Source organism: Sphingomonas sp. 77B, assembly GCF_056497825.1.
On the sequence record NZ_JBWMBY010000001.1, the window covers coordinates 313,267 to 334,488 of the forward strand.

Below are 21,222 nucleotides of genomic sequence, written 5' to 3' on the forward strand. Positions count from 1 at the left end.
GACAGCGATGAAGGCGACGGCATGAAGGCGATGATCCTCGATGCACCCGGCGGGCTGGACCGTTTGAGGATGATCGAACGACCCGATCCCGGTGCGCCGGGACCGGGCATGATCCGGGTCCGGCTCCATGCCACCTCGCTCAACTATCATGACTATGGCGTGGTATCGGGCAGGATGCCGACCGAGGATGGCCGCATCCCCATGGCGGACGGTGCAGGCATCGTCGAGGCGGTGGGCGAAGGCGTGAGCGACTTCGTTGCGGGCGATGCGGTCGCCTCCTGCTTCTTTCCCGACTGGCAGGAAGGTCCGCCGCGCATCGGCGATTTCCTGCGTGTTCCTGGGGACGGGATCGATGGCTATGCCTGCGAACTGGTGATGGCGCCCGCCACCGCCTTCACCCGGGCTCCCAAGGGCTATGACCACGCGGAAGCGGCAACGATCACCACCGCCGGGCTGACAGCCTGGCGAAGCCTGGTCGTCGATGGCGGGTTGAAGGCCGGGGACCGGGTGCTCGTCCTCGGCACGGGTGGCGTGTCGATCTGGGCGCTTCAGATCGCTCGCATGATGGGCGCGCAGGTCATCGTCACCTCTTCCTCCGACGAAAAGCTGGAACGGGCGCGATCGCTGGGGGCCGCGCATACGATGAACTATCGCACCCATTCGGAATGGGGAAAGCTGGTCCATGACTGGGCCGGTGAAGGCGTCGACCATGTGGTGGAGGTCGGTGGGCCGGGAACGCTGGCCCAGTCGATCGACGCGGTTCGCATCGGCGGGCATATCCACCTGATCGGGGTGCTGACCGGCTTTGCGGGCGACGTTCCCACGGCGACCCTCATGAGCAAGCAGGCTCGGTTGCAGGGCCTGATCGTCGGCAGCCGCCGGATGCAGATGGAATTCGTCCGCGCGCTGGATGAGGCGGCGTTCCGACCCGTGATCGACCGCTGCTTTGCGCTGGATCAACTGGCCGATGCCTTTCGCCTTCAGGAAAGGGGCGGGCATTTCGGCAAGATTGCCGTAACCTTCTGATGGCGGGGGAGCGGGATATGGCGGGCGCCGGTATCGACCCCAACTGGCCGCATGTCGTGATCGTTGGCGCTGGCTTTGGCGGGCTGGCGACGGCGCAGCGGCTGGCGCGCGCCCCGGTGCGGGTCACGGTGATCGATCGCAACAACTACCACCTGTTCGTGCCGCTCCTCTATCAGGTGGCGACCGCTGCCCTGTCCCCCGCCGATGTCGCGGAGCCGATCCGTCATGTGCTGGGCCGCTACCCCAATATCCGGGTCGTGTTGGGCGAGGTGGCGCGGGTCGATCCCGAATCGCGGGAACTCGCCTTGGCCACGGGCGAAACGCTTCGCTATGATCGGCTGGTTGTCGCGACGGGCTCGACCAGCAGCTATTTCGGGCATGACGAATGGCGCCGCCATGCCCCTGCCTGCAAGTCGATCGAAGAGGCGCGGGTCATCCGATCGCGCGTGCTGGGGGCGTTCGAGGAAGCGGAGCGCGACGGGGCCGCGGATCGCGAGGCGTTGATGACCTTCATCATCGTCGGCGGCGGCCCGACCGGCGTCGAACTGGCGGGGTCGGTCGCCGAACTCGGACGCCATGCGTTGACCTCCGATTTTCGCAGGATCAGGCCGGAAACCGCAAAGATCATACTGGTCGAGGGCGGGCCCCGTATCCTGTCGGCCTTTCCCGATTCGCTCGCCACCTATGCCGAACGCGCGCTCAAACGGCTGGGCGTCCAAGTGATGACCGATATGCCGGTCGAGTCGATTACCGAGCAAGGATTGACCGCCGGAGGACGGTTCATCCCGGCACGTACCGTGCTCTGGGGCGCGGGCGTCGCGCCGACCGGGGCGGCCAAGCTGCTAGGCGTGCCGCCGGGGCAGGGTGGCCGGGTGGCCGTACGATCCGACCTCAGTGTGGAAGGGCTGGAAAATGTCTATGCACTGGGTGACGTCGCCGCCTGCCTGGACGAAGAGGGCAAGCCTCTGCCCGGTTTGGCGCAGGTCGCCCAGCAACAGGGCAATTATCTGGGCAAGGCACTACGGGCGCAGCTGACCGGCGGTACGGCTACCAAGCCGTTTCGCTTCCGTAATCGCGGCAATGCCGCGATCATCGGGCGTCACGCTGCCATCTTCGATTTCGAGCGTTTCCGGATGAGGGGCTATCCGGCCTGGATGCTATGGGCGATCGTCCACGTCGTGCTGCTGGTCAATTTCGCGCAGCGTATCCGGGTCAGCCTGCAATGGCTGTGGCGCTATCTGACCTATCGGCGGGGTGCCCGGATCATCACCACGCCCCATTCTCGCCCGTCGAGCTGAGCGAGATCAGCGACTGAGTTGCGCGCGAAGATCGATCAGCGTCGCGCCGATATGCTCGCGCAGAAAGCCTGCCACCTGCGCCTCGTCCCGCGCGAGCCAGGCCTCGAGCAGGGCGTGGTGCTCCTCATGCGCACGGTCCTCGCGACCGGCGGGCTTCAGATGCTGGACGACATAGCGTTCGGCCAGAACCTGTAGCCGCTCGATCAGCTGGAAGGTCAGAGCCGCCCCGAGCGGACGGACCAGCGCCAGGTGGAAGGCGCGATTGCGATGGGCGACCTCGTGCAGTGCATCCCGCGCGGCGACATCCAGCGCACTCAGTGCCTCGCGCGCGGCGGCCTGATCGTCGGGCGTGGCGACCCGCGAGGCACGGGCTGCGGCATCGGGCTCCAGGGCCAGGCGGAGTTCATAAATCTCCTCGGCCTCTCCCGCACCTAGCGAGCGGACGAAAAAGCCGCGATTGGCCTGGCTGGTCAGCAGTCCTTCCTGCTCCAGCCGGGCGAGCGCCTCGCGCAAGGGGATCTTGCTAACGCCCAGTTCATTGGCCAGCGCGTCCTGCCGGATCGGCTGCTCTTCGGGCAGATCGCCGCTGATGATCCGCTCGCGAATGATCGTGAAGATCTGCTCCGACAGGGTGCGAACGACAAGGCTCATGATTTCTCTCGTGCCGACAGGCCGGGAGGAGCCTGTATTTAGCGGTAAATGTGACGGTTTAGCGCGGCAACATAGACCCGATCATCGCGGCGTGCCAAGTGTGTATTACATGGGCGGAACAGCTTCGCTAAGTTCTTGCAACCAGGCCGAAGCGGTGCCGTCCGACGGTGCCCGCCAGTCCCCGCGTGGGGAAAGCGCGCCGCCCGCCGATACCTTGGGGCCGTTGGGCAGGGCGGATCGCTTGAACTGGCTGGTCTGAAAGAAGCGGGTCAGGAAACGCTCCAGCCAGTGTCGGATCGTCGGCAGGTCATAGGCGACCCGCGCGTCCTGCGGCAGATCCTCGGGCCAGCCGCCCGCTCCGGCATCATGCCAAGCGTGCCAGGCCAGGAATGCGATCTTCGACGGCTTCAGGCCATAGCGGATGACGTAATGCGCGAAGAAATCGTTGAGCGCGTAGGGGCCGATCATCGCTTCGGTCGACTGCATCGCGCCGCTGGCATCGGCGGGAACCAGTTCGGGCGAGATTTCCTGCGCCAGGATCGCGGCGAGCACCTGATTGGTCGCGTCGTCATATTGGCCGGTGCGGATGCACCAGCGGATCAGGAACTGGATCAGGGTCTTGGGCACGCCCGCATTGACCGCATAATGGCTCATCTGGTCGCCCACGCCATAGGTGCACCAGCCCAGCGCCAGTTCCGACAGGTCGCCCGTACCCAGCACGATGCCGCCGCGCTGGTTGGCCAGGCGGAATAGATAGTCCGTGCGCAGGCCCGCCTGCACATTCTCGAACGTCACGTCATGAACCGGCTCCCCCCGTGCGAAGGGATGCCCCATATCCTCCAGCAACTGGTGCGCGGCGGGCCGGATGTCGATCTCCTCCGCCGAGACGCCCAGCGAGCGCATCAGCGCCCAGGCATGGGCCTTCGTGCCTTCGCTTGTCGCGAAGCCCGGCATGGTGAAGGCCAGGATACGCTCGCGCGGCCAGCCCAGCCGGTCGGTCGCCTTCGCCGCGACGATCAGCGCATGGGTGGAATCGAGCCCGCCCGATACGCCGATGACCAAAGTCTCCGCGCGGCTGGCCTCGAGCCGCTTCGCCAGCGCCTCGACCTGGATGTTATAGGCTTCGTAGCAGTCCGCATCGCGCCGGGCGGGATCATCGGGCACGAAGGGGAAGCGGTGGACGGGGCGGCGCAGGCCATGGTCGCTGACCTCGGCGCCGTGCACGAAGCCGATCCGGCGGAAACGTTGTTCGGGATGGCCCGAAAGGGTGGCGGCATCGTTGAAGGTGCCGAAGCGCATCCGTTCCTGCATGATACGCTCGACATCGATATCGGCGGTGGTGAGCGCGGGTTCGCGCAGGAAGCGGCCGGATTCGGCGATCGTCTCGCCCAGCTCATGGATCAGGCCCTGGCCGTCCCAGGACAGGTCGGTCGTGCTCTCGCCGATCCCGGCGGCCGAATATACATAGGCGCAAGTCGCACGCGCCGATTGAGCGCCGGCCAGCATCGCCCGGTCGCGCGCCTTGCCGATGACGATGTTCGATGCCGACAGATTGCAGCAGATCGTCGCCCCGGCGAGCGCGCCTAGCGTCGAGGGCGGGGTGGGCGCCCAGTAATCCTCGCAAATCTCGGCGTGGATGACGAAGCCCGGCACATCCTCGGCGGCGAAGATCAGGTCGGTGCCGAAGGGCACGCTTTGCCCGTCCAGTTCGATGGTCAGGCCCGTCAGGCCCGCGCCGCTCGCGAACCAGCGCTTTTCGTAATATTCGCGGTAATTGGGCAGGAAGGTCTTGGGCACCACGCCCAGGATCCGCCCCCGCGCGATGACCACCGCGCAATTGTATAGCCGTCCGTTGCGGGGCAGCGCCGCGCCGACCAGCAGGACCGGCGACAGCGCCGCGCTGGCATCCACCATCTCACCCAGCGCCGCCAGCGTGGCCGCGTGCATCGCCCCCTGCAAATGCAGATCGTCGATCGCGTAGGAGGTCAGCGACAATTCGGGAAAGACGATCAGGTCGACTCCGTCATCATCCGCCTTGCGCGCCAGATCGAGCATGGCCTGCGCATTGGCCTGGGCATCCCCCACCGAAGCGGTGGGCGTCGCAGCGGCGACGCGGATCAGGCCATGGGTGTGGAGCGCGTAGAAGGGGTGGTCCTGCATCCTGCCGAAATAGCGGGGCAGGAAGGGAGGCGCTACCCCGCGTGGCCCGCCAGCGGTCGGTATGTCACGCGTCGGGGCGCGGTTCGCAGGCAATTCCGTCGCCATCGCCGTCCATCGTCTCGTCGTAACCAGGCTCGCCCCGGTAGATCGGGGCCGTGCCGACGGCGCGGGCATCGTTACATCCCGCCCAATGGTCTCCGGCCTGCGGTTCGCGGCGGCGCTTGATATGGGCTGCAACGGCCGCATCGGCCAGCATGGCTTGAGATGCGTCGACGACCGCCGCGGTCGTATCTCCAGGCCCTCCATGCTGGGTGGGCGCTGTTCCGAAGCCCACGACCGCGCCGACCATGATCGCCCCGGTGATGGTAAGAATTGTGGACGTCCGCATGGATTGGAGATGCGCGAGATAGATAAACAATTGGTTCACCGTATCCGAACTTCTATCGAAGCGTCGTATGGCAATCGACATCGGAGAATGGCCCATGGCCACCACAATCTACGGCATCCCCAATTGCGACACGATGAAGAAGGCCCGTGTCTGGCTGGACCAGCACGGCGTCGAGTATCGTTTCCACAACTACAAGGCCGACGGCATCGACGAAGCAACGCTTCGCCGCTGGGTCGATCAGGTTGGCTGGGAAAAGCTGCTCAACCGGGCGGGTACGACCTTTCGGAAACTCGATGAGGCTGATCGGCAGGATATCGATGCCGACAAGGCGATCCGCCTGATGCAGGCGCAGCCCTCGCTCATCAAGCGGCCCGTTCTCGACCGCGACGGCACGCTGACGGTCGGGTTCAAGCCCGAGGCTTACGCCGAAATCTTCTGACGGCTCAAAGGGGTGGAGCGTGTAGCTTTGGCGGAGTAGAGGGATGGGCATGTCCACGACCTACACGCTCGACACCGCGACCAGCCGCGCCAATCCCACGCCAGCGCCGATGAAGCGGCTGACCGTGCCCGCCGTCCGTCGCGCCAAGGGCGGGACGCCGCTGGTGATGCTGACCGCCTATACCGTGCGGTCGGCGCAGCTGCTCGACCCGCATTGCGACATGCTGCTGGTCGGCGACAGCCTGGGGCAGGTGATCTATGGCCTGCCCTCAACCGTGCCGGTCACGTTGCAGATGATGGCGGCGCATGGTGCTGCGGTCGTCCGGGGCAGCTATCATGCGGTCGTCGTGATCGACCTGCCCTTCGGCAGCTATGAGGCGAGCCCCGAAAAGGCGTTCGAGAATGCCGCCTGGCTGCTCAAGGAAACCGGCGCGGCGGCGGTCAAGCTGGAGGGTGGCGTCGCGATGGCGCCGACCGTGCGCTTCCTGGTGGAGCGCGGCATCCCCGTCATGGGTCATGTCGGTTTGACGCCGCAGGCCGTGAACGTGCTCGGCGGCTATGGCGCGCGCGGCCGTACGCCCGAAGAGGCGGAGAAGATCATCGCCGATGCGGTCGCTATCGCCGAGGCGGGCGCCTTCTCGGTGGTGATCGAGGGCGTGGTCGAGCCGATCGCTATCGAGATCACCAAGCGGATCGCCTGCCCCACCATCGGGATCGGCGCCTCGGCGGAGTGCGACGGACAGGTGCTGGTGGGCGAAGATATGCTCGGCCTGTTCGACCGCACCGCGCGCTTCGTACGCCGTTACGAGACGATGGGCGATCGGATCGGCGAGGCGGCGCGCACCTATGCCGAGGATGTCCGTACTCGGCGCTTTCCGGGACCGGAGCAGGTCTATGCGCCGCGCGATGGGGGATAAGCCAAGCCCGCTTCCCACGGGGGCCGCTCCTCGCTAAAGGTCGCGGCTTCTATCTTGCCCTGATCCAGAATAGCGGAGCCCGTCTTGGCCCTAACGCCCCAATCCAGCCAGGCCTTTTTGAGCGAGGTCGACGACGAACTGCGTCGCGAAAGGCTGACGACCTTCTGGACCCGCTGGGGCCTTATCGTCGGCGCGGCGGTCGTGATCGCGCTCGCCGTGTTCGGCGGCTATCTTTATTGGCAGCACCGCCAGCATCAGGCGGCGGGCGTCGATGGCGAGCAGTTGCAGGCGGCCTATGACGCGCTGGGTCAGAACGACACCAAGACGGCGGGCGAAAAGCTGAAGGCGCTGTCGACCACCGATGTCGACGCTTACCGCGCGCTCGCCGAGTTCACCCAGGCGGATATCCTGCTCCAGCGCGACGACATGAAGGGCGCCGCGGCGCGCTTTGCCGCCATCGCCAACGACACGTCGCTGGCCCAGCCGTTCCGCGATCTGGCGGTGATCCGCCAGACCATGGCCGAATATGACACGCTGAAGCCTGAGGCGGTCGTCTCGCGATTGAGCGGCATGGCGGTGCCCGGCAACGCCTATTTCGGCAGCGCGGGCGAGATGGTCGCGGTGGCCTATCTGCGGATGAACAAGCGCGATCAGGCAGGCCGTCTGTTCGGCCAGATTGCCAGCGACAAGGATGTGCCCGATACGTTGCGGCAACGTGCGGTTCAGATGGCCGGCGTATTGGGGGTCGACGCGGTCGGCCAGAGTGAGGACACCAAGACCCAATGACGAAGCATTTCCGCACCTCGGCAGCGCTCGCCGCGCTGATGGCGCTGGGCGCCTGCGGGGTATTCAAGAGCGCGCCCAAGAAGACGCCGACCGTCGGTAACCGCGTGCCGATCCTGGTTTCGGAAACGGGGGTCGAGGCGGACAAGACGATCGCCGACGTCCAGGTCCTTCTCCCCGCGCCCGAGACGAACCCGGAATGGTCGCAGCCGGGCGGCAATGCCTCCAAGTCGATGGGGCAGCTCGCTCTGGGTGAGCAGCCCAAGCGGATTTGGGAAGCGTCGATCAACGGCGGCTCGGCCCGCGATCCGCTGGGTGCTCCGCCGGTCGTCGCCGAGGGCAAGCTGTTCGTCGTCGATGTCGAGGGTAATCTCGTCGCGATGAACGCCGACACGGGCGCGCGCCTGTGGTCGACGGCGGTCACCGAGGGCGACCAGAACCGTCTTGCCCGCTTCGGTGGCGGCGCCAGCTATGACAGCGGCACGGTCTTCGCATCCGACGGTCTGGGCGACGTGATCGCGGCCAACGCCGCCGACGGCAAGGTTCTGTGGCGCGCCAAGCCCAGCGGCCCGCTGCGTGGGTCGCCGACCATCGCCAATGGCAATGTCTATGTCCTGACTCAGGACAATCAGCTTTACGCGATCAACCAGGCCGATGGTAAGATCGTCTGGGCCGGGCAGGGAACGCTCGAGACGCAGGGCGTGTACGGCGTTGCGGCTCCGGCCGCCAGCCAGGGCACCGTCGTCGCCGGTTTCTCGAGCGGTGAGCTGAACGCCTATCGCTACGAAAACGGGCGTCTGCTGTGGCAGGACGCGCTGTCGCGGACCAGCATCTCGACCTCGGTGTCGACGCTGTCGGACATCGATGCCGCGCCGGTGATCGACCAGGGCCGCGTCTATGCGCTGGGTCAGGGCGGGCGCATGGTGGCGCTCGAACTGTCGACCGGCCAGCGTCTGTGGGAACAGAATTTCGCCGGTCTCTCGACGCCTTGGATTGCGGGCGAGTGGATTTTCCTGGTCACCGACGACGCGCGTCTGGTCGCGCTGGCCCGCTCGAGCGGCAAGGCGCGCTGGATCGCCCAGCTTCAGCGTTTCCACAAGGAAAAGAAGAAGACCGGCGCGATCACCTGGTTCGGCCCGGTGCTGGCGGGCAATCGCTTGATCCTGACCAATTCCGAAGGCCAGATCGTCTATGCCAATCCGGGGGACGGATCGATCCAGGCGACGGTCGACGGCAAGACGCCGTTCGCGCTGCCTCCGATCGTGGCCAACGGGACGCTCTACGTCCTGGACCAACGGGGGCGGATCGCCGCCTATCGGTAAGCCATTTCGCCCCGTGGGACATTTGTTCCACGGGGCGGCACATTTGTACCGCTATACGCGTGACGAAAGGCTCGCCTTTCGCTAACGGACGGCGATGGCTAATCTCCCTATCGTCGCGATCGTCGGCCGTCCCAATGTCGGCAAGTCGACGCTGTTCAATCGTCTGGTCGGAAAGAAGTTGGCGCTGGTCGACGACCGGCCCGGCGTGACGCGTGACCGGCGCGAAGGCGACGCGCACTTGCTCGGCCTTGATTTCCGTATCATCGATACCGCCGGTTACGAGGATGAAGATCCCGACACGCTCCCCGGCCGCATGCGTCGCCAGACCGAGGCGGCGGTCAGCGAGGCCGATGTCGCGCTGTTCCTAGTCGATGCCCGTGCGGGCGTCATGCCGCTGGACGAGGAAATCGCCCGCTGGCTGCGCAGTTCGGACACCCCGATCGTGCTCGCCGCCAACAAGGCGGAAGGGCGCGCCGCCGAACAGGGCATCCTGGAGGCGCTGGCGCTGGGCTTTGGCGATCCGGTCCAATTGTCCGCCGAACATGGCGAAGGCGTGGGCGACCTGTTCGAGGCGCTGCTCCCCTTCATCGACCGGGAGGTCGAGGAAGAAGAGGAGGTCGATCTCGAAAATCCCTTCGCGCCGTTGAAGCTGGCGATCGTCGGCCGTCCAAATGCGGGCAAGTCGACGCTCATCAACCGTTTCTTGGGGCAGGACCGCCTCATCACCGGGCCGGAAGCCGGGATCACGCGCGATTCGATCGCGATCGACTGGGAATGGCATGACCGCGACGGCGAAGTGCGGCAGGTGCGCCTGATCGACACTGCCGGGATGCGCAAAAAGGCCAAGGTGCAGGATAAGCTGGAAAAGCTGTCGGTGGCCGACGCCCTGCGCGCGGTCGATTTCGCCGAGGTCGTCGTGCTGTTGCTCGATGCGACTCTAGGGCTGGAGTCACAGGATCTGCGCATCGCCGACCGCGTGTTGGAAGAGGGCCGCGCCCTGCTGATCGCGCTCAACAAATGGGACGTGGCGGAAAATCCGTCGTCACTGTTCAACGGCGTGCGCAAGGCGCTGGAAGACGGGCTCAGCCAGGTCAAGGGCGTGCCCTTGCTTGCCGTGTCGGCCGCGACCGGCAAGGGGCTGGATACGTTGATCGAGGCGGCGTTCGAAACCCGGGCTGCCTGGTCGAAGCGCGTGCCCACCGGCGAACTCAATCGCTGGTTCGAGCGGGCGGTCGAGGCCAACCCGCCACCCGCGCCGGGCGGCAAGCGGATCAAGCTGCGCTATGTCACCCAGGTAAAGTCGCGTCCGCCGAGCTTCGTGATCTTCGGGACCCGGGTCGATCAGCTGCCCGCCAGCTATGAACGCTATCTGGTCAATTCGATGCGGCGGGAGCTGGGCTTCGGCGCGGTGCCGGTGCGCCTGACGTTGCGCGCGCCCAAGAATCCGTTCGGCAAGAAGGACTGAGCGGGGCGACCTTACTCCCACGCTCCGTTCAGCCTGAGCGAATTCGAAGGCCAAGGGCAGACAGATTTCAATAGCCTTGATCTGGTTTTAGTCCGTGGCCTTCGACTTCGCTCAGGCTGAACGGGCGTGGGGGCAGACAATGGCACGGGGTCTCCAAAAGGATAGGGGCGGGCCGTCAGACCCGCCCCCCACAAACCTCATCCCTGAAGATGCGGTGCCGCGCCCGACTTCGGCGCATCGTTCTCCGCCATGGCGTTCAGCTGGATATAGTTCTGGATGCCCATGCGCGCGATCATCTCGAACTGGCGTTCCAGCGTGTCGACATGCTCTTCCTCGCTGGCGAGGATGCGCTGGAACAGGTCGCGGCTGACATAGTCGCGGACCTGCTCGCAATAGGCGATGGCTTCCTTGAGTTGCGCGACGGCCTCGACCTCGATGGCGAGATCGCCCTTGAGCACTTCCTCGACCGTCTCGCCGATGCGCAGGCGACCCAGCAGCTGGAAATTGGGCAGGCCGTCCAGGAACAGGATGCGCTCAGCCAGCCAGTCGGCATGGCGCATCTCGTCGATCGACTCGTGATACTCGAACTGGGCCAGCTTGTAGACGCCCCAGTGATCGAGCAGCCGATAGTGCAGGAAATACTGGTTGATGGCGGTCAGCTCGTTCTTGAGCGCCTCATTCAAAAACTCGATGACCTTCGAATCGCCTTTAACTGCCATTATTCTCGTCCTTCATGCACGAATTTTTCGTATCACTTTAGAAGAGCGGAAACAGGCCCGGCAAGGCCGATTTCATAAGTAAAAATGCGAAGCGCTTTCATTTCCGGTAGGTCATGCTATCGGTAACATAGATTATGAGGTTCGGGGGCGATCATTGTCGGTGAATGCAGCGGAGCAGCTGGCGCTGGTCATGGAATATCTGCGTCACGGCATCGTGATCTATGACCGGGATGAGGAAATCGTCCTGATAAACCCGTATGTCAGTCGCATGTTCGGCTTGGCCGATAACGCCGTGATCGTCGGCTGCACGTTGACGGATTATATCGATCGTATCGGTAATATCGTCGGCTGGCCGCAGGACCGCAAAGCGGGCATTCTGCAAAACCATCGGGAATGGGCACGCGAAGGCGTACGGCGGCAATTCGATCATCAGTTCGATGATGGGAAGGTCCTCGAAATCACCTACCATCCGCAGGCCGATCGCGGCGCCGTGCTGACCTTCGTTGACGTGACCCACGAACGAAACCTGAAGCGTGTCAACGAACGGCGTGATGACCTGACCCGTCAGACAGCGGCCATGCTGGAACGCGTCGGTCGTATATCCGCGAACACGCGGCTCGTCGCACTGAATGCCAGTATCGAGGCGGCGAGGCTGGGCGACGAAGGACGCGGATTCGCCGTGGTGGCGGCGGAGGTTCGCGACCTCTCGATCGAAACGTCCGATGTGCTGGTCGAAATCAGCCGGATCAACCACGCTTCGCTACACATCGCGTAAGCGGATCGAACGGTTGGTGGGCCCGGCAGGTGTGAAATAGCTCAATATTTACAGTTATTTAAGTTGTCTAACCCGCCAATCTCACAATGACAGGCCCCTTAGTGCCGGGTAAACGATGTCTAACCTTTTTCGAGTGATAGTCGGCGTCCGGTTCTGGGCGTCAGCGGACTAAGACCCAAATCATCAGTACGATTAAAATGGGGGGAAATAGGAATGCGACACCTCCGCCGAGCCACCCCCATTTCCGATAGGCTACCTCGACAGCGCCTTCCCAAAAACCTTGGAGAATTAGTTCTGCGAGCCAGCCCATATCTCGGGATCGCATAACCGACAGATGTCTGCAATTGGTGGAAAGCGGACCTCAGTTGCCACGCCGAGAAAGGCAGGGCACATTTGATGGTGATGCCGTTCTATCGCTTCATGGTTCATGGGCGCGACCCTGACGCCGCCCCAGACAGTCGCGGCTTTTACACCACTCGCCACGCATTCGCCGCTACAGAAAGCCGAGCAGCTGCCAAGGTGCTGGAACGGCTCCGACGCGAGTTTACTGTCGGAGCTTCCGCGCCTTTCTGGCGAAGCCGCGCTCCGACAATGTCCGTGGAAAGCGCGTGTCGAATTAGCCTTCGAGAGCTTCGATCACTGCCGAATACAGGCAGCACATTCTACGAAGACAACGAAGGCTGAATGCCCGCTATTGGGCGAGAGCGGCCCTAGGAATTTCATCCGATTCACGCCGCATTCGGCGCTGCCACGTGCCAGCCGCTCCTTTTCAGCAGCGCCACCGGCGCCTTCGCCCCCGCCTTTACTTCCAGCGTGATCTCGCGGCCCATCCGTGGACCAACGGGCAGAGCCTGCCCCGGCGAAGGCCGGGAACTGGCGCCGGGTCGCCACCCGCTACGATTGCTGCCCCACTGCCTTCTTCGCCGCCATCGCCCTCGCTGCCACCGTCATCTTCTGGCTCTGATCAACGAGCCCTGACCCTAATCAATCATGAAATCGCAGCAAAGTTTCTAGCTATTCAAATTTCATGTCATTTATGTATTAGGTCTAAGACATCACGCTTACACTCTAAAAGTTTCGGACGTTTCACCACCTTTCCAATTTCTATCGTGCCCAGTGGCTGCGGGAAAATCTTGTCCTGGGGCAATGTTCGCGGAAAAAATACGCCGGATACGGTCATGATATAACTACACCTATATGGTGCTCCTCCATCCTCAAGCAACACATCACGGTAAGCCTTTTCACAATCCCGACACCCTATTTTCCAATCAAGACCCATAAGATCATGAGGGTTCTCTGCGAAATATGCGCTTGTAGGGCCCTCGTCGAATTTTATTGCAATAACTGTCGCATTCTCAAATTTCTCTGGTCCTTTATGGCAGGAGACAAGAGCCACAAATCCAAAAATTAGAGATATTCGCAAAATTGCCAACACGTGATGCATGCCCCCCCCCTGTCTGATGCGACGGTGGTATGAAGATGTTGCGGAAGGGAGCCCGTCCCCCCCGAGGGTCTGGAGCCCGATAGGGAGCAAGGGTCCCTTCCGCGTTGGTCACAACCCTGAACAGTTGCTTGGGACTGCTGATCCCGCACGACATGGACAGGAGCCTATACCATGCCACAAGCCGTTATCGGCTGCGACCTTTCGCGTGCCGTCATCGACATCTGCGAGCTGCCATCGGGCCGGATCGGGCGGATCGCCAATACACCGGATGCCATCGCCGTCTGGCTCGACACGCTCGACCACGACATCCGCCTTGTCTTCGAGGCGACCAGTGGTTGCGACGGTGACCTGATCGCCGCGCTGGCGACACGCGGCCATCCCTTCTCGCGCGTCAATCCGCGTCAGGCCCGCGAGTTCGCCAGAGCCACCGGCACGCTGGCCAAGACTGACCGCGTCGATGCCCGCGTGCTCGCGCAGATGGGCGCAGCGCTGAACCTGCCCGCTACCATCCCGCTCAGCCCTGCCCGTTCACGCCTGGCCGATTTCCTGCGTCGCCGCAGACAGTTGGTCGACATGCGCAAAGCCGAAAAGCTGCATCGCCACAGCGCAGGCCAACCCGAAATCGCACAAGCCATCGAAGCCATGATCGACCTGCTCAGCCAGCAGATCGCCCAGCTCGACCGCCAGATCGCAGGCTTCATCGCCCAGGATCGGGCCCTGTCCGAACAGGCCCAGCTGCTGACGGCTGTTCCCGGCATCGGGCCCACCGTCCTGGCAACCCTGCTCGGTGAACTTCCCGAACTCGGCACGCTGTGCCGTCGAAAGATCGCCTCGCTCGCCGGCCTCGCTCCCCACGCCCGCGAAAGTGGCACATGGCGCGGCGCCAGGCGCATTTGGGGCGGGCGGCGCAAGGTCCGCGAAGCCCTCTACATCGCCGCCCTCAATGCCTCACGGCGCATCCCCGTCCTCACCGCTATGCGCGACAGGATGCGAGCCAAAGGCAAGGCGCCAAAGACCATCCTTATCGCCGTCGCACGCCAACTCCTCGTCATCCTCAACGCCATGATCCGAAAGCGACAGCCTATCGCTCTCTCATGAGCATCACAGTTGCCCCCTTTATGATGAATGCCATTTCTCAATTACACCCGAGGGCCGATTACATCTTTGTTCTGTACCCTCCACTCATTGAACGCGATGTTGCTGCAATGGCGGATGTCCGCAAGTGGGCGGAAGCGGAACATTCGATCCTAAAGGGATAGCAGAGATTCAGTAGTCGGGCATCAAGCGGTTCGATTATTGATTACCTGGATATCGGAAGCGCCAATCGGCTGACGATCACGAGGTTCCCACGTCCAGCCTTGATACACCAACCCCGATGTCTTCGCGGCCTTTAGAATCGCTGGAACGCGGCTGTGAAGCCACGCGATTTGCGGCCTGACTGTCTCCCACGCTTCGAGCCGATCAGGCAAAAAGCCTAACCCCAACGAAGCGAACAGTGGCACAAGATGGCGGTAGGTTGCCTCTTGGCTGACCGCCCTCGGATCGACGGGGTCAACTTCGTAGAAGTGATGGCAGACAGGCTCTGGAGCCTTATGCAGAAGATCAGCTTCGATTTGCATGATCGCGGTTGAGCCAGCGGCGAGGTGTTGAGCCAGCGTCCAGGGCGGAGATTCTACGTCGTCCATCACCCATCCTACCCACTGCATCGAGCGTCCGCTATTGGGCGATAGCTGCCTCAGGCCCACCAGCGCAGTACATCGCGGTCCGGGTTAGACAAATAATTTACAAAAACCTATTAACTGCAATCACTTAACGTGTATTTTTGGTGGGCCCGGCAGGACTCGAACCCGCAACCTAGCCGTTATGAGCGGCCAGCTCTAACCGTTGAGCTACAGGCCCCACCGACATTGTCGTTAGCGTGATGCGGGCGGCCTTCGCAAGCGCCGCCGAGCATGTTTTGCACAGGAAATCGGACAAAGAAAAAGGGCGCTTCCGCGAGGGAGGCGCCCTTTTCCGACATAGCAGTCGGCGCTTCGGACCCGAAGGTCCGAGGCGGCTATTACTGCATGTTGTCCGCCTTGGCGTCGGCAGCGTCACGGACGTTGTCGGCAGCGGCGTTCATGTTGTCGGCAGCGTTCTCGAGGGTCGCGGCAGCAGCGGCGTTCGAGGTGTTGTCGGCAACGGCTTCCATGTTGTCAGCCTGCATTTCCATGTTGTCGGCCAGCATGTCCGCGTTGTTCTCAACAGCGGCAGCTTCAGGCGACTTGTTGCAGGCAGCGACGGACATCAGGCCGGCGGCAGCGAGAACGAAAGCGATCTTCTTCATTCGAATGCTCCCAAGCAAAGCAAAAATCGCGGCCGGCCCGAATGCCGTCGCGAAGCGGCTCAAATAACGTGCGGTTCATCGCGGTCAATCCGCAAAATTCATCGGATCGCAAGGTTCGCGACGAACCGATGGCACGGATCAGGCATTTTCAAGGCGTTGGCGTTACCAAACCGTGAACGGAAAACTGACATCTCAACGCGGTGTGACCGGGCCGATGGCCTCCGGCGCGTTGGCGACGACCGCGAGCATGGTCGTCCATGCCGCGACATTCTGGCGCAAGGCCGCCGGATCGACGCGGTCCAATACGTCGTCGGGCGTGTGATGGGTATCGAAATAATCCCATCCCGACTGGTTCAGATCGATCGCGGCCGTGCCCAGCTTCAGCGTCGGGCCGATATCGGTGCCGTCGCCACCCAGGCCGCTGCCCCGCGTAATGCCCAACGGCGCCAGCGCCGTCTGGAGCCGGTCGGCAACCGGCTTTGCGGTGGCGGGCAGATTGACCTCGAACCGCCAGACGCGATCCGCGCCGAAGTCGCTTTCCGATGCACTGGCATGGCGTTCACCGGCATGCGCCTTGGCATAGGCTTCCCCGCCCATGCCGCCGACTTCCTCGGCCCCGAACCACACGACGCGGATCGTACGGCGCGGCTGGCCCGCATCCATGATCCGCTTGGCGGCCGCGGCGGTGATGGCGATACCGCTGGCGTCGTCGATCGCGCCCGTGCCCAGGTCCCAGCTGTCCAAATGCCCGCCGACCAGTACGATCCCGGCGGAAGGATCGCTGCCCGGCACTTCGGCAATGACGTTGCCCGATTCGCGGGTGCCGACCATGCGCGGGGTCAGGACCAGCTTCATGCGAACCGGCTGGCCACGGCTCGCGATTCGCTCCAACTGCTCGGCATCGGGCACGGAAAGGGCCGCGGCGGGGATGGGCTTCACGCCTTCGGGAAAATTGGTCGTGCCTGTATGGGGAAAACGATGATGGTCGGTGCCGATCGATCGGATGACAATCGCGATCGCCCCGCGCTTCGCCGCAAGGGCAGGGCCGGTAAAACGCGCGGTGCCATAGGCGCCATAGCCCGATCCGTCCTGCGTGCGGGGCATCGCATTGCCGATATAGACGATCTTGCCGCTGATCGCGCTGTCGGGGGCGGACTGGAACGCCGCCATGCTGGGAAACACGGCGACCTCGCCGGTCAGGCCGGTTGCGGGCGTCGCGCCCGAATTGCCGAGCGCGGCCAGTGTCAGCTTCTGCGGGAAAGGCGCGAGGATCTCGGCGCTTTCGGCGCCCCGCTCCCAGACGGGCGTCCGGTACGGCTCGATGCGGACATTCTTGAAGCCCAGCGCGGTCAGCTTGGCCACCGACCAGGCCCGCGCGCGCGCCTCCGCCTCGGTGCCCGCCAACCGCTGGCCGACTTCGGTGGTCAGTCCCTCGACGATGTCCCAGGCCACGGTGTCGTTCAACGCGGCATCGCGCAGGCGATCGACCTCGGGCGCGACCATCGCGGCCGGGGGCGGCGGGGTCCGCTGTGCCAGGGTGGGCGAGGACAGGGCGGAGGCGGTCAAGGCCGCGAGAAGAAAGCGCTTCATGGGGCCAAGTGTTGCGCAGCCGGTCCCGTTTGCCAACCGCCCGCGCACCCACTACATGGGCGGGCAAATATCCCACAGTCGCAAAAGCACGGAGCCCCGCGCCGCCATGGCCGTCCAATATACCTATGTGATGAAGGGTCTGACCAAGACCTTCCCCGGCGCCAACAAGCCTGTCCTGAACAACATCCACCTTCAGTTCCTGCCGAGCGCGAAGATCGCGATCATCGGCCCGAACGGCGCGGGCAAGTCCACGCTGATGAAGGTGATGGCGGGCATGGACACCGACTTCACCGGCGAGGCCTGGGCCGCCGATGGCGTGCGCGTCGGCTATCTGGCGCAGGAGCCGCAGCTCGATCCGTCGAAGGACGTGATGGGCAACGTCAAGGACGGCGTTCGCCCGATCGCCGATCTGGTCGATCGTTTCAACGCCATCTCGGCCGAAATGGGCGACCCGAAGGACGACACCGATTTCGACGCCCTGATGGAAGAGATGGGCGAGCTTCAGGCCAAGATCGACGCGGTCGACGGCTGGTCGCTCGACAGCCAGCTGGAACAGGCGATGGAAGCGCTGCGCTGCCCGCCCGGCGATGCCGACGTCACCCGCCTGTCGGGTGGTGAGAAGCGCCGCGTCGCGCTGTGCAAGCTGCTGCTCGAAAAGCCCGACATCCTGCTGCTCGACGAACCGACCAACCACCTCGACGCCGAGAGCGTGTCGTGGCTTGAGAATTACCTCAAGGAATATACCGGCAACGTCATCCTCGTGACCCACGACCGGTACTTCCTGGATAACGTCGTGAACTGGGTGCTCGAGCTCGATCGCGGTCGTTACTACACCTACGAATCCAACTATTCCGGCTATCTGGAAAAGAAGGCCAAGCGGCTGGAGCAGGAAGAGCGCGACGAGGCGGGCAAGCAGAAGGCGATCGCCGACGAGCTGGCCTGGATGCGTCAGACGCCCAAGGCCCGCCAGACCAAGTCGAAGGCGCGTATCCGTGCGTTCGAGGAGCTGATGGAGAAGCAGGAGAACCGCGTCGCGGGCAAGGCGCAGATCCTGATCCAGATCCCGGAACGTTTGGGCGGCAAGGTGATCGAGGCCAAGGGACTCACCAAGTCCTATGGCGACAAGCTGTTGTTCGAAAATCTCGACTTCATGCTGCCGCCGGGCGGCATCGTCGGCGTGATCGGGCCGAACGGCGCGGGCAAGTCGACGCTGTTCAAGCTCATCACCGGCCAGGAACAGCCCGATGCGGGTACGATCGAGATCGGCTCGACCGTCAAGCTGGGCTATGTCGACCAGAGCCGCGACGAGCTCGATCCCAACAAGAATGTCTGGCAGGAAATCTCCGACGAGCTTGAGGTCTTCCGCTTCGGCAAGCAGGAGCTGGGCACGCGCGCCTATGTAGGTGCGTTCAACTTCCGCGGCCCCGACCAGCAGAAGAAGGTCGGCCAGCTGTCGGGCGGTGAGCGCAACCGCGTTCACATGGCCAAGATGCTGAAGGAGGGCGGCAACGTCCTGCTGCTCGACGAACCGACCAACGACCTCGACGTGGAAACGCTGCGCGCGCTCGAAGAGGCGCTGGAGACGTTCGCGGGCTGCGCCGTGGTCATCAGCCACGATCGCTTCTTCCTCGATCGCCTCTGCACGCATATCCTGGCGTTCGAAGGCGACAGCCATGTCGAGTGGTTCGAGGGCAATTACGAATCCTACGAAGAGGACAAGCGTCGCCGCATGGGTGATGCGGCCGACCGTCCGACCCGTCTGGCCTATAAGAAGCTGACGCGCTGATCCGAGCGTTCCGGCTTCCATGCGACGCCCTTCCCGAGCGATCGGGGAGGGCGTTGTCGTATCCGGTTCGGGCAACGGGTTTAAACCGATGCGGCCAATTCCCATCTTGGTCGTTATAACGACAGGGTAACAAAAGGGCGCGGTTGGGAATGGCGGTAGTGGAGCAGGCGCCGGGCGAGGATCGGGAAGTCGCCAGCGCAGGGCAGTTACATTATCGGCTCCGCCAGCAATCGGTCCTCGCCGCCTTCGGGATCGAGGCGTTGCGCGCCCGCGACCTGGATCCGATGTTGCAGCGCGCGACGGAGCTGTGTGCAGAAGGTATGCGATCTTCCTTCTGTAAGTTCTTAGAATACAAGGCGGATCAGGAAACGCTTCTCGTCCGCACCGGGGTCGGCTGGGGGCCGGGCGTCGTGGGGTCGACCGAGATGCGAACCGATATGGGGTCGCCTGCCGGCTTTGCGCTGCACACCGGACAGCCCGTCATCTCCAACCATCTGGATCAGGAAGAGCGGTTCCGCACGCCACAGTTCATGGCCGATCACAAGATCCGTCGTGCGATCAACGTGCTCGTGGAGGCATCCGGCCAGCGCTATGGCGTGCTCGAGGTCGACAGCCCTGACGAAGGCCGGTTCGAGGAAGCCGATCTGGCGTTCATGCAGGGTTTTGCCAACCTGATCGGCGTGGCGATCGAACGGCAGGAGGCCGAGCGCCGACTGGCCGAGGCGGTCGAGCATCAGCAGCTGCTGACGCGCGAGGCGAGCCATCGGGTGAAGAACAGCCTGGCGCTCGTGTCTGCCATGCTCAATCTCCAGAAGCAGGAGGATGACGATCCCCGCGTCCTCAGGATGCTGAACGATGCCCAGGCGCGGATCGCCGCCATAGCCCAGACCCATGACCGGCTCTGGCGGAACGAACGGGTTGGCATGGTGTCGCTCGACGACCTGGCTTGCGGCATCGCCGACCAGCTGGCCCAGCAGGCCAAGGACCACGAGGTTCACTGCGATATCGAGGCGATCGAAATGAACGCCGATATCGCGATTCCGATCGGGCTGATGCTGACCGAGTTGCTGACCAACGCGATCAAATATGCTTATGGCGAAGAGGGCGGCGTAATCGACGTCGGACTTCGCGCGCGCGACGGTCAGATCATATTGTCGGTGCGCGACCGGGGCAGGGGTTTGCCCGACGATTTCGATATGAAGGTCGCCTCGCGCCGCAGTCTGGGAATGCGGATGATTACCAGCCTTGCACGGCAGCTGCGGGGTGAGGTGCGCTTCGAGGGTGCCGGGCCGGGCACCTGTGCGACGCTAACCATGCCGGACCCAAGGGAATAGTCCCTATCGGACGCGTTTGACGAAGGTTCGTCCATCCTCGCGTCGCTCGGTCTGGAAATTGGGCACCGCTTCGATCAGGTCGGACAGGCGTTTGAACCCGTAATTGCGCGTATCGAAACTCGATCGGTTGCCTGCCAGTTGGCCCATGGCCGACAGGCTGGCAAAGCCGCGTTCGTCGCGCTTGACCGAATTATAGGCGTCGACCAGCAGCTTCAGCAGTTCGTCATCGATGGGGCGGGGGGTACCCGCCGTCCGCTTGGACTGTTCGATCGACGGGGGCAGCGAGTCGGCGAGGGGGACATCGGCGGGTGTCGGCTTGGCGCTGGCAGGTCGCGGCGCTTCGCCGATCAAGGCGCCGACATCGATGAAGCGGCTGCACGCCTGCTTGAAGGCTTCGGGCGTGCGACTGTTCCCGAAGCCGTAGACCGGAAAACCGTCCTGACGGATGCGGGTCGCCAGCGGCATGAAGTCGCTGTCCGAGGACATGATCCCGAACCCGTCGATTCGACCGCGAAACAGAAGGTCCATCGCATCGATGGTCATCTTCATGTCGGTGGCGTTCTTGCCCTTGGTCAGGTCGAACTGCTGCTGCGGTTCGATCCCGTGCTTGACCATGACATCGCGCCAACCCTTGAGGCCGGGCTTGGACCAGTTGCCATAGGCGCGGCGGACATTGACCGTACCCAGCTCGGCCAGGACGGTCAGTACGGGGTCGATGGCCGCCGACTGGGCGTTGTCGGCATCGATGAGCAGCGCGATGTTGCGGGTCAGGGCGTTCATGCCCCCGGTTTAGCAAAGCG

20 protein-coding genes, 1 tRNA gene and 1 pseudogene are annotated in these 21,222 nt (G+C 63.7%); 12 read left to right on the forward strand and 10 right to left on the reverse strand.

The window, feature by feature from the left end; all coding sequences use genetic code 11:
- Nucleotides 1–21: 21 nt before the first annotated feature.
- Nucleotides 22–1,026, forward strand: coding sequence for a zinc-dependent alcohol dehydrogenase family protein (locus AC1GI4_RS01460; protein ID WP_479628285.1), 1,005 nt, complete (start codon nucleotides 22–24; stop codon nucleotides 1,024–1,026).
- Nucleotides 1,026–2,324, forward strand: coding sequence for an NAD(P)/FAD-dependent oxidoreductase (locus tag AC1GI4_RS01465; protein WP_479628286.1), 1,299 nt, complete (start codon nucleotides 1,026–1,028; stop codon nucleotides 2,322–2,324). The genes AC1GI4_RS01460 and AC1GI4_RS01465 overlap by 1 nt, the downstream gene beginning before the upstream one ends.
- Before the next feature lie 6 nt (nucleotides 2,325–2,330).
- Here the strand turns inward: AC1GI4_RS01465 and AC1GI4_RS01470 are convergent, their stop codons facing one another.
- The 3 genes from AC1GI4_RS01470 to AC1GI4_RS01480 form a co-directional block, all read right to left on the reverse strand.
- A complete protein-coding gene (locus AC1GI4_RS01470; protein WP_294275269.1) occupies nucleotides 2,331–2,975 on the reverse strand; it encodes a GntR family transcriptional regulator in 645 nt (214 codons plus the stop codon).
- A gap of 105 nt (nucleotides 2,976–3,080) precedes the next feature.
- The gene (locus tag AC1GI4_RS01475; RefSeq protein ID WP_479630326.1) at nucleotides 3,081–5,135 is read right to left on the reverse strand and encodes an NAD(+) synthase; all 2,055 of its coding nucleotides are present in this window, start codon (nucleotides 5,133–5,135) and stop codon (nucleotides 3,081–3,083) included.
- Nucleotides 5,136–5,199: 64 nt separating this feature from the next.
- Nucleotides 5,200–5,562, reverse strand: a complete 363-nt coding sequence (locus AC1GI4_RS01480; RefSeq protein WP_479628287.1) for an excalibur calcium-binding domain-containing protein — start codon at nucleotides 5,560–5,562, stop codon at nucleotides 5,200–5,202.
- A gap of 55 nt (nucleotides 5,563–5,617) precedes the next feature.
- Here AC1GI4_RS01480 and AC1GI4_RS01485 point away from each other — a divergent pair, with 55 nt between their 5' ends.
- The 5 genes from AC1GI4_RS01485 (at nucleotide 5,618) to der (ending at nucleotide 10,448) form a co-directional block, all read left to right on the forward strand.
- Nucleotides 5,618–5,962: an ArsC family reductase gene (locus tag AC1GI4_RS01485; RefSeq protein WP_479628288.1), complete on the forward strand. Its 345-nt coding sequence runs from the start codon at nucleotides 5,618–5,620 to the stop codon at nucleotides 5,960–5,962.
- A 49-nt stretch (nucleotides 5,963–6,011) separates the two neighbouring features.
- Nucleotides 6,012–6,878, forward strand: a complete 867-nt coding sequence (gene panB / locus AC1GI4_RS01490; RefSeq protein WP_479628289.1) for a 3-methyl-2-oxobutanoate hydroxymethyltransferase — start codon at nucleotides 6,012–6,014, stop codon at nucleotides 6,876–6,878.
- An 84-nt stretch (nucleotides 6,879–6,962) separates the two neighbouring features.
- Nucleotides 6,963–7,664: a tetratricopeptide repeat protein gene (locus tag AC1GI4_RS01495; RefSeq protein WP_479628290.1), complete on the forward strand. Its 702-nt coding sequence runs from the start codon at nucleotides 6,963–6,965 to the stop codon at nucleotides 7,662–7,664.
- Complete coding sequence (locus AC1GI4_RS01500; RefSeq protein WP_433910542.1) at nucleotides 7,661–8,983, forward strand: outer membrane protein assembly factor BamB family protein; 1,323 nt, start codon at nucleotides 7,661–7,663, stop codon at nucleotides 8,981–8,983. The genes AC1GI4_RS01495 and AC1GI4_RS01500 overlap by 4 nt, the downstream gene beginning before the upstream one ends.
- A 94-nt stretch (nucleotides 8,984–9,077) precedes the next feature.
- Nucleotides 9,078–10,448 carry a ribosome biogenesis GTPase Der gene (gene der / locus AC1GI4_RS01505; protein WP_294275263.1) on the forward strand — a complete coding sequence of 457 codons (1,371 nt, stop codon included), beginning with the start codon at nucleotides 9,078–9,080 and terminating at the stop codon, nucleotides 10,446–10,448.
- A gap of 197 nt (nucleotides 10,449–10,645) precedes the next feature.
- Here der and bfr read toward each other — a convergent pair whose 3' ends face one another.
- On the reverse strand, nucleotides 10,646–11,167 hold the full coding sequence (bfr, locus tag AC1GI4_RS01510; RefSeq protein WP_479628291.1) for a bacterioferritin: 522 nt from the start codon (nucleotides 11,165–11,167) through the stop codon (nucleotides 10,646–10,648).
- Between the two features lie 160 nt (nucleotides 11,168–11,327).
- Here bfr and AC1GI4_RS01515 point away from each other — a divergent pair, with 160 nt between their 5' ends.
- Entirely contained in the window at nucleotides 11,328–11,942 is a 615-nt protein-coding gene (locus AC1GI4_RS01515; protein WP_433911314.1) for a PAS-domain containing protein, read from the forward strand.
- Nucleotides 11,943–12,813: 871 nt separating this feature from the next.
- A pseudogene (locus tag AC1GI4_RS01520) lies at nucleotides 12,814–12,906 on the forward strand (IS5 family transposase); the annotation flags it as partial.
- Between the two features lie 66 nt (nucleotides 12,907–12,972).
- Here AC1GI4_RS01520 and AC1GI4_RS01525 read toward each other — a convergent pair.
- On the reverse strand, nucleotides 12,973–13,386 hold the full coding sequence (locus AC1GI4_RS01525) for a hypothetical protein (protein WP_479628292.1): 414 nt from the start codon (nucleotides 13,384–13,386) through the stop codon (nucleotides 12,973–12,975).
- A gap of 171 nt (nucleotides 13,387–13,557) precedes the next feature.
- Here AC1GI4_RS01525 and AC1GI4_RS01530 point away from each other — a divergent pair, with 171 nt between their 5' ends.
- On the forward strand, nucleotides 13,558–14,484 hold the full coding sequence (locus AC1GI4_RS01530) for an IS110 family transposase (RefSeq protein WP_479628293.1): 927 nt from the start codon (nucleotides 13,558–13,560) through the stop codon (nucleotides 14,482–14,484).
- Between the two features lie 182 nt (nucleotides 14,485–14,666).
- On the opposite strand, the gene AC1GI4_RS01535 is transcribed toward AC1GI4_RS01530, so the two are convergent.
- From AC1GI4_RS01535 to AC1GI4_RS01550, 4 genes are all read right to left on the reverse strand, one after another.
- A complete protein-coding gene (locus tag AC1GI4_RS01535) occupies nucleotides 14,667–15,071 on the reverse strand; it encodes a hypothetical protein (protein WP_479628294.1) in 405 nt (134 codons plus the stop codon).
- A gap of 138 nt (nucleotides 15,072–15,209) precedes the next feature.
- Nucleotides 15,210–15,285, reverse strand: a tRNA-Ile gene (locus AC1GI4_RS01540).
- Nucleotides 15,286–15,445: 160 nt separating this feature from the next.
- Entirely contained in the window at nucleotides 15,446–15,712 is a 267-nt protein-coding gene (locus tag AC1GI4_RS01545) for a hypothetical protein (RefSeq protein ID WP_294275257.1), read from the reverse strand.
- Nucleotides 15,713–15,904: 192 nt separating this feature from the next.
- Nucleotides 15,905–17,302, reverse strand: a complete 1,398-nt coding sequence (locus tag AC1GI4_RS01550) for a M20/M25/M40 family metallo-hydrolase (protein WP_479628295.1) — start codon at nucleotides 17,300–17,302, stop codon at nucleotides 15,905–15,907.
- Between the two features lie 106 nt (nucleotides 17,303–17,408).
- On the opposite strand from AC1GI4_RS01550, the gene ettA reads away from it, so the two are divergent.
- Nucleotides 17,409–19,088: an energy-dependent translational throttle protein EttA gene (gene ettA, locus AC1GI4_RS01555; protein WP_267432626.1), complete on the forward strand. Its 1,680-nt coding sequence runs from the start codon at nucleotides 17,409–17,411 to the stop codon at nucleotides 19,086–19,088.
- Nucleotides 19,089–19,237: 149 nt separating this feature from the next.
- Nucleotides 19,238–20,422 carry a sensor histidine kinase gene (locus AC1GI4_RS01560; protein ID WP_479628296.1) on the forward strand — a complete coding sequence of 395 codons (1,185 nt, stop codon included), beginning with the start codon at nucleotides 19,238–19,240 and terminating at the stop codon, nucleotides 20,420–20,422.
- Nucleotides 20,423–20,425: 3 nt separating this feature from the next.
- Here AC1GI4_RS01560 and AC1GI4_RS01565 read toward each other — a convergent pair whose 3' ends face one another.
- Nucleotides 20,426–21,202 carry an NYN domain-containing protein gene (locus AC1GI4_RS01565; protein ID WP_433910545.1) on the reverse strand — a complete coding sequence of 259 codons (777 nt, stop codon included), beginning with the start codon at nucleotides 21,200–21,202 and terminating at the stop codon, nucleotides 20,426–20,428.
- Nucleotides 21,203–21,222: the final 20 nt, after the last annotated feature.